Here is an 11,803-nt window from a genome sequence, read left to right as displayed (position 1 = left end):
GGGATGTAGCTCAGCTTGGTAGAGCACCTGGTTTGGGACCAGGGGGTCGCATGTTCAAATCGTGTCATCCCGATACTAATTTGCGGGTGTAGTTCAATGGTAGAACTTCAGCCTTCCAAGCTGATAGCGTGGGTTCGATTCCCATCACCCGCTTACCGATTACCTAGAAGCCGAAAGGCTTCTTTTTATTTTGTCCACATTACATTTACTTCTATGTATATAAGCTAATACAATTATGTCTCCTGTCATGCACAGTTGGGGATGACTTGTGCATATTGTACATAGGCTCTTGTTACTTATGACATCTAGATCCCGAATTTCCCCTCTAACGTACCCCGATCTCCTGCAGTAAGGCTAATTTCGTGATCAAATCCTTTGAATATAGGAATCCTATAGCTATTATGGTACGAATTCATGGTGATAACTCTGCATCTGCTCTTGCGTTGTGCACATTCCCCTTTATTTATGTGGGTAAAAAGCGAAGTCTTAAAGAGGAAATGCCCTAGAAACACTGAGGAAATGGCTAATTTGTGTATATCTTTGTGGATAGAAGGATAATGGGGTTGACTTTGTCAACAATTAATAAACATATACACATCATGTTGCATGAATTTGCACCTTTAAAACCACACTCTTTATAAGAGACTGTGCATAATGTTTCACGCATCACTAGTGTATACATTCATTTCTATTATCAATTTCATCTTTTTGCATAAAAATCCAATATTTTCTCAAAAGAAGTATTTCAAAAACATGATTTTTTACTGTAAATTTTGCAGCTTTTCATGCGTTTTTATTGTATGATGTTAAGAAAGTGTCAAATTTCGTGTGTATACGTACCTTTGCTACAACTGTATATGGTGTGGAACAGATCAGATGGGGGGAAAAGCATGACTGAGCTTACGTTAACCGCTAACAAAAACCAATCCAACAATCTGCTGCGGCGGGACGTTCGTTTTCTAGGGAATATTCTTGGTGAGGTTTTGGTTCATCAGGGTGGCAACGAACTTTTGGATATCGTGGAGAAAATACGTGAGACAAGTAAATCGTTACGTGCCGGGTATCAACCGGAGTTGTATGAGGATTTCAAACAAATGGTCAGCGGACTGGATACGGATATTCGTCACCAGGTTATTCGCGCGTTTGCGATTTATTTTCAGTTGGTGAATATCGCTGAGCAAAACCATCGTATTCGTCGTAAGCGGGATTATGAGCATTCCGCTGGTGAAGATGTTCAACCTGGTTCCATTGAAAGTTCCGTTCAGGAGCTTAAACAAGGGGGCTTCTCCGCCGAGGACGTTAGCAACTTGCTGAATGAGCTCTCTTTGGAGCTGGTCATGACCGCACATCCTACAGAAGCGACACGACGAGTAATACTTGATATCCACAAGCGCATTTCCGAGGACGTCATGCTGCTGGATAATCCGATGCTTACCTTACGTGAGCGGGAACAGGTACGGGAGAATCTGCTAAACGAAGTAATTACGCTTTGGCAGACAGATGAGCTGCGTGATCGCAAGCCAACTGTATTAGATGAAGTAAGAAATGGAATGTATTATTTTCACGAGACCTTGTTTCATGTACTGCCAGATGTGTACCAAGAATTGGAACGATGTTTGGACAAATATTATCCCGAACAAAAATGGCACATACCCACTTATCTGAGATTTGGTTCCTGGATCGGTGGAGACCGGGACGGCAATCCGTCTGTGACAGCTCATGTGACTTGGGAAACGTTACGTATGCAGCGCAAGTTGGCTTTGAGAGAATATCAGCACACGTTAAAGGAACTCATGGGTTACTTGAGTTTCAGCACCAGCATTGTGCGAGTTTCCGATGATCTGCTGGCTTCTATTGAAGAAGACCGTACTCATATTACACTTAAAAAGATGGAAGTATGGCATAACGAAAAAGAGCCTTACCGCATTAAACTGGCATATATGATTGCTAAAGTGAACAACATCCTGGATGAAAGCAAACAGGGTACCAATGAGCGTTATAATTCTGCGGAAGAGCTCATTGCAGACCTAAATGTTATTGACAACAGCCTGCGTCATCATTTTGCCGATTATGTGGCAAACACATATATTCAAAAGATGATTCGCCAGGTAGAGTTGTTTGGATTCCATACAGCTACACTGGATGTACGTCAGCATAGTCAGGAACATGAAAATGCGATGACTGAAATTCTGTCTAAAATGAATATTGTATCGGATTACAGTAAGCTATCAGAAGAGGAAAAAATAAATCTGCTGGAAAAGCTGCTGAATGAACCTCGTCCGATTACTTCACCGTATTTAAAATATAGCGATAGCACACAGGAATGTCTTGACGTATATCGTACGATTTATTTGGCTCAGGAGGAATTCGGCAAGCAGTCCATTACAAGCTACTTGATCAGTATGACTCAGGGAGCCAGTGACTTACTGGAGGTTATGGTCTTATCCAAAGAGGTAGGCCTGTTCCGCATCGAGAAGGATGGCACTGTTATCTGTACGCTGCAATCCGTCCCTTTGTTTGAAACGATAGATGATCTGCATGCTGCACCTGATATTATGAGAAGATTGATGAACTTGCCTGTATATCGACAATCTGTGGCTGCGATGGACCAGCTTCAAGAGATTATGCTGGGATACTCGGACAGTAATAAAGATGGCGGTGTGGTTACAGCGAACTGGGAACTTCGGGTCGCTATGAACAGCATTACGGAAGTAGTTAATGAGTTTGGCGTAAAAGTGAAGTTTTTCCACGGTCGTGGAGGTGCGCTGGGTCGTGGAGGAATGCCACTTAATCGCAGTATTTTGGCTCAACCTCCTCATACGATTGGAGGCGGAATCAAAATCACGGAGCAAGGTGAAGTGCTATCATCCCGATACTCGCTTAGAGGCATCGCGTACCGGAGCTTGGAGCAGGCAACATCGGCGCTGATTACGGCTGTGGCATATCATCGTTCCGGGAAGAAGGAAGTGTTTGAGGAGAGCTGGGAGGAGATTATCGCCCGCATTTCCCAAGTTTCACTGGATAAGTATCAGGATTTGATTTTCCGAGATCCGGATTTCTTCAACTTCTTCAAAGAATCTACACCGTTGCCTGAGGTGGGCGAGCTGAATATTGGATCTCGTCCGTCCAAGCGCAAGAACAGCGAACGTTTTGAGGACTTACGCGCCATTCCATGGGTTTTTGCATGGACACAAAGCCGTTACTTGTTACCTGCATGGTATGCGGCTGGAACAGGTTTGCAAAGCTTCTATCAAAACAATGAGGATAACCTCAAAGTGCTGCAAACGATGTTTAGGGACTCTGCTTTCTTCCGGTCACTTATTGATACACTGCAAATGGCAATCGCTAAAGCGGATTTACTGATTGCAGAAGAGTACGCTGGGATGTCGGATAACGAAGAGGCCCGGCAGCGTATTTTCGGGCAGATTTCAGCGGAGTTCAAGCTGACATCTGAGTTGATTTTGAAAATAACCGGACAATCCGAGATTTTGGACGATGTGCCGGTTATTCAGGAATCTATCCGGTTGCGTAATCCTTATGTCGATCCGTTAAGTTACTTGCAGGTTCAATTGCTAAGTGAGTTACGGGAGCTGCGGGATCAGAACGGTGATGACACTGAAATGCTGCGTGAGGTATTGTTGACAATTAACGGAATTGCAGCAGGCTTAAGAAATACGGGCTGATATAGTACGGTTGTACGAATACAGGCAATCGGGTACTCATGGGGTGCCCGATTGTGCTGTTTGTATATTGATGGCAGGCGTGCTTGCAGTTAGTAACAATACTACAGTTGATTTCCGGATAAAATTAAACTACGATGAATAATCATAAACATGTAATAAGTAACCCATCAGCAAGTCTGGGGGAGTATAGAGTGGATAATATGGAAAGCCGCTTGGTAAGGCTGGTACAGAAAGGCGATCAGCGAGCTTTTGCGGAGTTAGTCGAGTTATATAAAGATCGGATTTTTCATCTTTCCTACCGGATGCTAGGTAATCGCCATGAGGCGGAGGATCTGGTGCAGGAAACTTTTTTGCGTGTGTATCGTAATTTGGAAAAATATGATCATGGACAGAAGTTCTCAACCTGGATTTATCGAATTGCTACAAATCTGTGCATTGATCGTCTGCGAAGGAGAAAACCTACATACTCACTTGATGCTGAAATGAATGATCAGGAAGGTGTCGATGGGTACGCCATGCTCGCCAGTGAAGAGCTTACCCCTGAGGGGAGTACGCTTCTGTCCGAAACGCAGGCTTTGATTCATGACGCCATTGACAGCCTTCCAGATAAATACAGAACGATTATGGTTTTACGGTACTTGCAGGAGCTTTCCTTACAGGAAATCAGCGATGTGCTCAATCTCCCAGTTACCACTATTAAGACAAGAGTACACAGGGGGCGGGATTTTCTGCGCAAAAAACTGGAGCACAAGCTATAGATCATACACATAGATTCTAGGAGAAAAGTCTGCATAGATGTTTTTATGAAACATAATGCTCGTTGTAACGTATGTAAGATGAGCAAAGTTTCTAAGCCGGAGCATGTTATGTTGAGAAACACGGAAGAATATTAGAAAGGATTGGCTCATATGGATTGCAAACAAGCCGTCTCTTTTATGCATGACTATCTAGATGGCGACCTGTCTGAGCAGGACAAACATGAGTTGGAACAGCACTTGTTAGACTGCCCGGAATGCCGCATGCGTTTTAAAGAGCTGGAGCGGACGGATGCGATGCTTTACGGTACACGCTATCATCAAGTGCCGTGTGTATCGGATGAGCTGACATTTCGCATTATGAATGCTTTGCCGCCGCATAAAAGACAGACTGCGGTGCCTATGCTGACGTGGGTGAAAAGGCATCCCGCTGTAACAGCCGCTGCCTTCTTCCTTATTGTTATATGCTCAAGCATGGCCAGCTTTTCTAGCACGGACCATCAATTGGTAGTCAAAGGAAGCCAACTGGATCAAGTCGTTATTCAGGGTGATACTGTGATTGTGCCTGAAGGGAAATCCATTGCCGGAGATTTAACAGTGCAAAATGGTGAAGCCCGTGTATACGGTGATGTGGAAGGAAATGTAACTGTGATTGATGGTTCTTATTATCAAGCGTCCACCGCCCATATTGCAGGACAGGTTAAAAGTATTGATCAAACCTTGGATTGGATTTGGTACAAGGTTACTGATTTATTCGGGGGACCCTCTTCTCCATAAAAGAAGCTTGAAATGGCAAGGACAATATCGAGCGCCTCTTTCCGCTGGAAAAGGCGTTTTTTTGTATATGAAGCTGGCGAATTGTACTGTATTTTACTGATTTTAGCGGTTCTTTTGTCACACAGCTTGCAACGTGAGCCTGATCGTTATAACCTAGATAGAGAGAGCATACTGTGTACATATTACACCCACTCACTACAGAAAATTGCGGGGGCATGCGCATGTTGGATTATTTTGCGGACCTGACTTGGAAAGAGTCCATTAAAGATATTATCGACATTTTGATCGTAACCTATATTATGTATCAGCTTATTTTACTTGTTCGCGGAACGCGTGCAGTTCAATTGTTGAAAGGGATTCTGTTTCTAGTTGTCATTTGGGCGGTTAGCACCTGGTTTGATTTGTATACGCTCAAGTGGTTGATGAACCAGATGTTCACCTTTGGTGTGGTGGCTATCTTTATTATTTTTCAGCCTGAGTTGCGTCGTGCACTGGAGCAGTTGGGGCGTGGCAAATTATTTGGGCGTTCGTCTGCGGATGATGAAGAGATTAACAAGTTAATCGGAGAAATGATTAAGGCGCTGAATTATCTATCACGTAGGAAAATAGGAGCTTTGGTCGTATTTGAGCGCGAGACAGGGCTAAACGAATATACGGAGTCTGGTATCAAGACACAGGCCGTAGTCAGTTCTGAACTGCTAATCAACATCTTCATTCCTAATACGCCTTTGCATGATGGTGCGGTGATTATTCAAAATAAACAGATTGCTTCTGCGGCCTGTTATTTGCCATTATCGGAAAATCCGTTCATCAGCAAGGAGTTGGGAACCCGTCACCGGGCTGCGATTGGGGTGAGTGAGGTAACGGATGCCGTAACTGTCGTGGTATCGGAGGAAACAGGGCAAATTTCTTTGGCCATTAATGGACAGGTCGTGCGCGACATTAAGGAAGAATCCCTAATCTCCAAGCTGTATGAGGAGTTGCGGCCAACACCGTCTTTGAAGGAAAAACGCGGCTCATTCTGGAATCGGAGGGGAGGCCGTGGAAATTCATGATGGACAAATGGATTAACAATAATACGATTTCCAAGATATTGGCGCTTGCGGTTGCTGTCCTGCTGTGGGGAATGGTCCATCTAGATACAGGTACACCTTCATCTACGCTGACCGTTTCTTATAATAATAAAGTGATTGATAATGTGGGCATTCAGGCTAGTGGTCTGGATGATTCAAAATATGTATTGTCTACCATGGATACTGACCATGTTAAGATGGAGGTCAGAGGACAGCGCTCTGTGCTGACTTCTTTTTTCGCGGATAATTATCAGGCAAAGCTAAACTTAAACGGCTTAGGAGCAGGTACTAAAACATTGTCACTCGAACCGGACTTGCCGGATGGAGTGGAGTTGGTGTCTATGACTCCTAACCGTGTTACAGTGACGATTGAGGAAAAACAAACGAAATCATTTAATGTATCTATAGTTCCTAAAGGAAACCCAGATGGGGGACTGCAGCTTGGGAAGCCTGTAATTGCTCCTCAAACCGTGAAGGTTACCTTGCCTAAAAGCCAGTTGAGTACCGTTACTGCCGTTCAAGGGGCTGTTAATACGGATGGTATCTCAGAAAAGTTTGAACAGAAGCGTGTAAAACTGAAGGCTTATAACAAAAAGGGACAGGAACTTACAGGAGCGGTCATTGAGCCATCCACTGTGTCTGTTGAAATTCCGGTAACTCAGCAGGCGAAATCTGTGCCTGTTAAGATTGTCTATGCTGGAGAGTTGCCAGACGGATTGGCGCTTTCTAAAGTCAATGCAAACGTGAAGGAAGCGGCGGTATATGCATCGCAGGATGTATTGAGCAGCCTCAGCTCTTACGTCACGGCTACATTGGATTTAAGTCAATTCACGGAAGCGGGGACTCGTACAGTTCAAGCTAATTTGGCAGCCCCCTCAGGTTCTGATAAAATCGAGCCAGGGTCAATACAAATTCAGGTGACCGTCGTCCCTTCCAATGAAGTCACAGATACGGAACGGACGCTGTCAGGCATCCCAATCGTTTTACAAGGTGCAGGAGATAAAGCGACTACGACTGTTACAGCACCCGTAGGTAAGACGATGGATGTTACTGTGAAGGGCCCGCAGGATATGGTAAACAATTTAACCAATGATGATATTAGTTTGGTGGCAGATGTAAGTGGCCTCGCGGCTGGTCAACACGAGGTTACTCTGAAAGTAGGCTTGCCTAAATATATTACGCAAGCCGGAAATGCTGGCCAACTAAAGGCAACGGTCAACATTGAGAGCCCTTCTACGCCTGCTGTAACGAATCCGAATAATGAGAATGAATCAAACCCCTCTGGTAGTGGCGAAAAGGGGCAGGAGAGGCCACAGGAGGGGCAAGTCAGTCAAGGTGGGGACTCTGACGCTAAGACCGGGGACAACGCAGCTGCGGAGGATAAAACAAATCCTCATAACGGCGCAGATTCTTCTGCGAATGGAACCTCGGAGAACAGTCAGCCATAACATGTTTTATCTGTAGTAAATAATCAAGATTTATTAGACAAAAAAAGGGAGTCATTTTACATGGGGAAATATTTTGGTACAGATGGTGTACGAGGCGTTGCTAATCAGGAACTTACAGCCGAACTGGCATATAGCATTGGCCGCTGCGGCGGATATGTTTTAGCAGGTAATGTAGAGAAACCGACAGTTGTTATTGGTATGGATACACGGATATCCGGACTGATGCTGGAATCGGCTCTTGTAGCCGGTTTGCTGTCCATTGGGGCTAATGTGGTTCGTCTAGGTATTGTTTCGACACCTGGGGTGGCATATCTCACACGTCAATTGAAAGCTGACGCTGGGGTAATGATCTCAGCATCACACAATCCAGTTGAAGACAACGGCATTAAGTTTTTTGGCGGTGACGGTTTTAAATTGACAGACGAAACGGAATTGAAAATTGAAGAGCTCATGGATGCAAAAGAAGACCAACTGCCTCGTCCGATTGGCGGTGGATTGGGAACGGTTGTTGTAGACGAGCATTCTCGCTACGATTATCTGGAGTTCTTGAAAACAACAATTAGCCATTCTTTTGAAGGGTTAAAAATTGTACTGGATTGTGCTAACGGAGCAGCTTATGAGCTGGCGCCGAAGCTCTTTGCAGAACTGGGAGCTGAGGTACACACTATTGGTGCCGAGCCGAACGGTTTGAACATCAATGATCATTGCGGCTCGACTCATCCTGAAAAGCTGAAAGAGGAAGTACGCCGCTTGAAAGCAGATATTGGTTTGGCCTTTGACGGCGATGCCGACCGTCTGATCGCGATTGATGAGAACGGGGAAGAGGTAGACGGCGACTATATTCTCTGCATTTGCGGAGATGCAATGAACCGTGCGGGAAAACTCAAGGACAGCACCATTGTATCGACAGTGATGAGTAATATCGGTTTTTATAAAGCTACTGAAAAGCTGGCACTCAAGACTGCAAAAACTGCAGTCGGGGACCGTTATGTGATGGAAGAAATGCGTCGGGGTGGATTTAACCTAGGCGGTGAGCAGTCTGGTCATGTTATTTTTCTGGATCACAATACGACAGGCGATGGCATGCTGACTGGGATTCAGCTGGTAGATACCTTGAAAGCTTCCGGCAAGAAAATGAGTGAGCTAAAATCGCTCATGAAACAGTATCCACAAGTGCTCGTAAATGTGCGTGTGCAGGACAAACGTAATTACGAAGGGAATCCTGCCATTGCAGAAGCAATTGAGCAGGTGGAACAACAATTGGGCGATAATGGGCGTGTATTGGTCCGTGCTTCAGGCACAGAATCACTTATACGTGTGATGGCCGAAGGCCCGGATAAGGACGAACTGGAGCAATTTGTCGGTCAGATCGTAGATGTCGTGAAGAAAGAATTAGTTTAAAATTTTGTAAACGTCGGTTGCCTGTGAAAAAGAAGCAGGCAACGGCGTTTGCGGTTATTTACTAACGATTTATGGCCTTCATGGTGTAATTATGAATAAAGTGTCATTGCCAAATGATACTTAGCTGAATATAATATAGGGATGCTGTGACTCAGATAGAGAAAGCGAGGGTTGTAAGGTAACGTAATACAAGCGCCAGAGCTTGATTTGTGCGGGGGAACTTGGTGGAGAAGCAACGGATTCAGTTGAGATAAAGTTGCTCGCAAATCGGTTCACGACAAAACAAGCTGACGAGGTGAAGGTGTTCGAAACATTCGGCGGGGACCTTCCGGTGAAGCATCGAGCCGTAAACCGGCAGCGGAAAATGAACAGGCAACTGTTTACACAACGCACCGGTAGATGCCTTTATTATTTTATAACCTAAATTATAAGATTCATTTCATGAATGTGCGGCCATCATCATTGGCGTGCGCGGTTTGGGAATTTCGTTACATTCGTGAAGAGATGCCTGTAAATTCTATAGTTATCATTGACAACTTCATAGATGAATGAACTTTATTCCACAATCTACCGCACACGTTAGTCCTGTGATGAGTCGTCTTGTGAAATGATGATCGGGAGGATAACGAATATGTGTGGCATTGTAGGATATATTGGTAATCAGAATACGCAAGAGGTATTGATTGACGGATTGAAAAAGCTGGAGTATCGCGGTTATGACTCTGCGGGTATTGCCGTGTTTACAGATTCAGGATTGCAAGTAGCCAAGGCTAAAGGTCGTCTGGCGAATCTGGAAGCTAAACTGGATGGTACGCCGTTGGTAGGCCATGCAGGTATCGGACATACACGTTGGGCAACGCACGGTAAGCCTTCTGATGAAAACTCCCATCCACATTTGGATGAGAGCCAAAAGTTCTCTGTAGTTCACAACGGAATTATTGAGAACTATCTGGAGCTGAAGGAGCAGCTGATCAGCGAAGGTCATACCTTTATTTCCGAAACGGACACGGAAATTATTTCCCATCTGGTTGCGCGTGAATATAAAGGGGATATCGTTAAAGCAGTACAAAAAGCAATTACCTTTATGCGCGGTGCTTTTGCACTGGGTGTGCTGACAGAGCACGAGCCTAATAAGCTGGTTGCTGTTCGTCAAGCTAGCCCGCTGGTTATTGGTGTGGGAGAAGGCGAGAACTTTATCGGTTCCGACATTCCGGCTATTCTGAAATATACACGCAATGTATTTATTTTGAACGATGGCGAAATGGCTGTTTTGACCAGTGATGCTGTCGAATTAATGACAATCGAAGGCCAATTTATTTCTCGGGAAATGATTCATGTCGAATGGGATGCTGTAACAGCGGAAAAAGGCGGCTATGAGCATTTCATGTTGAAAGAAATTCACGAGCAGCCTAAGGCTTATCGTGACACAATGTTGGGCCGTATCGATAAAGATACTAAAAAAGTTGTTCTTCCTGAGCTGAAGCTGACAGAAGAACAAATTAAAAATATCCGCAACATTCAAATTGTTGCGTGTGGTACAGCTTACAATGCTGGTTTGATTGGTCGTACAGTTATTGAAAGTCTGGCTCGTATACCGGTAGAAAATGATGTGGCTTCCGAATATCGTTATCGTTCACCTATCGTAACACCAGAGACATTGGTAATCGTGGTGAGCCAATCCGGTGAAACTGCTGACACGTTGGCAGCCTTGCGTGAAGCACAAGCAAATGGCGCTCATGTACTGGCGATTACAAACGTAGTCGGCAGCTCCATCGCCCGTGATGCAGATGATGTGTTGGTTACACTGGCAGGACCGGAAATTGCCGTAGCCTCCACTAAAGCATATTCTTCACAGTTGATTGCGTTCTATCTGTTTGGTTTGTATCTCGCTCAAGTGCGTGGCACACAAACGGATGAGCAAGTGGCTCATGTGCTGGCTGCTATGGAATCCCTGCCAGAGCAAGTGGAAGAGATGCTGGGTAAAGCAGATGCGATCAAAGCCTATGCTGAGCAAATTGCAAGCCACAAGCACCTGTTCTTTATTGGTCGCGGTCAGGACTATGCTGTAGTACAGGAAGGCTCCCTGAAGCTCAAGGAAATTTCCTACATTCATTCCGAGGCTTATGCTGCGGGTGAATTGAAGCATGGTACACTGGCATTGATTGAAGACGGCATTCCGGTTATCGCTTTGGTAACACAGGAATCCGTGTTGGAGAAAACCGTGAGCAACATTAAGGAAGTCAAGGCTCGTGGTGCAGATGTTCTTGCGATTACGTACGAAGAGCACGCAGTTGAGTTGCTGAAGTCCGTGGATCAGGTATTTGCCATTCCGAAGACACTTCCAATTCTGTCTGCTGCAATTTCAGTTGTATCTCTCCAACTGTTGGCTTACTACGCTTCTCTTGCACTGGGGCATGATGTTGATAAACCACGTAACCTAGCGAAAAGTGTTACTGTAGAATAAGCTTTAGTTGCATTATGACTTTTTGTCTGGTGATAAAAAAGTGTGGAACCAGTAAAAAAAGTCTGGAACTAGTCATTTTACAAACACCAAGAAAGATCCCGATAATATATCGGGATCTTTCAGATTGTCGAGAAACCCCGTCTTTTGAGACGTGGGTTTCTTTTTCTTTACATCATAAGGCTCTGGTCTCTGGAGAAACAGG

At 44.8% G+C, this 11,803-nt stretch carries 7 protein-coding genes and 2 tRNA genes; all 9 read left to right on the top strand.

From position 1 onward, the window contains the following. Positions 1-73, top strand: a tRNA-Pro gene (locus tag ACL9RM_RS26005). 9 nt (positions 74-82) lie between these two features. Beyond that, positions 83-153: transfer RNA gene (locus ACL9RM_RS26000), tRNA-Gly, on the top strand. Between the two features lie 737 nt (positions 154-890). After that, positions 891-3,683 (top strand): phosphoenolpyruvate carboxylase, encoded by a 2,793-nt coding sequence (gene ppc / locus ACL9RM_RS25995; RefSeq protein WP_250260341.1) that lies wholly within the window; start codon positions 891-893, stop codon positions 3,681-3,683. 191 nt (positions 3,684-3,874) lie between these two features. Further along, on the top strand, positions 3,875-4,441 hold the full coding sequence (sigW, locus tag ACL9RM_RS25990; protein WP_016818747.1) for an RNA polymerase sigma factor SigW: 567 nt from the start codon (positions 3,875-3,877) through the stop codon (positions 4,439-4,441). A gap of 150 nt (positions 4,442-4,591) precedes the next feature. After that, the gene (locus tag ACL9RM_RS25985) at positions 4,592-5,215 is read left to right on the top strand and encodes an anti-sigma factor (protein ID WP_013312128.1); all 624 of its coding nucleotides are present in this window, start codon (positions 4,592-4,594) and stop codon (positions 5,213-5,215) included. 221 nt (positions 5,216-5,436) lie between these two features. Continuing rightward, complete coding sequence (gene cdaA, locus ACL9RM_RS25980; RefSeq protein ID WP_013312127.1) at positions 5,437-6,270, top strand: diadenylate cyclase CdaA; 834 nt, start codon at positions 5,437-5,439, stop codon at positions 6,268-6,270. Continuing rightward, entirely contained in the window at positions 6,267-7,736 is a 1,470-nt protein-coding gene (locus tag ACL9RM_RS25975; protein ID WP_250266754.1) for a CdaR family protein, read from the top strand. The genes cdaA and ACL9RM_RS25975 overlap by 4 nt, the downstream gene beginning before the upstream one ends. 60 nt (positions 7,737-7,796) lie before the next feature. Further along, positions 7,797-9,137: a phosphoglucosamine mutase gene (gene glmM / locus ACL9RM_RS25970; RefSeq protein WP_013312125.1), complete on the top strand. Its 1,341-nt coding sequence runs from the start codon at positions 7,797-7,799 to the stop codon at positions 9,135-9,137. A 631-nt stretch (positions 9,138-9,768) separates the two neighbouring features. Next, the gene (gene glmS, locus ACL9RM_RS25965) at positions 9,769-11,601 is read left to right on the top strand and encodes a glutamine--fructose-6-phosphate transaminase (isomerizing) (protein ID WP_061832056.1); all 1,833 of its coding nucleotides are present in this window, start codon (positions 9,769-9,771) and stop codon (positions 11,599-11,601) included. The last annotated feature ends 202 nt before the right edge of the window (positions 11,602-11,803 follow it).

This window comes from Paenibacillus sp. S29 (genome assembly GCF_049319765.1).
Taxonomy (GTDB): Bacteria; Bacillota; Bacilli; order Paenibacillales; family Paenibacillaceae; genus Paenibacillus; species Paenibacillus polymyxa_B.
Note: the sequence above shows the minus strand (reverse complement) of the source record. Positions and strands in the feature narration are given on the sequence as shown.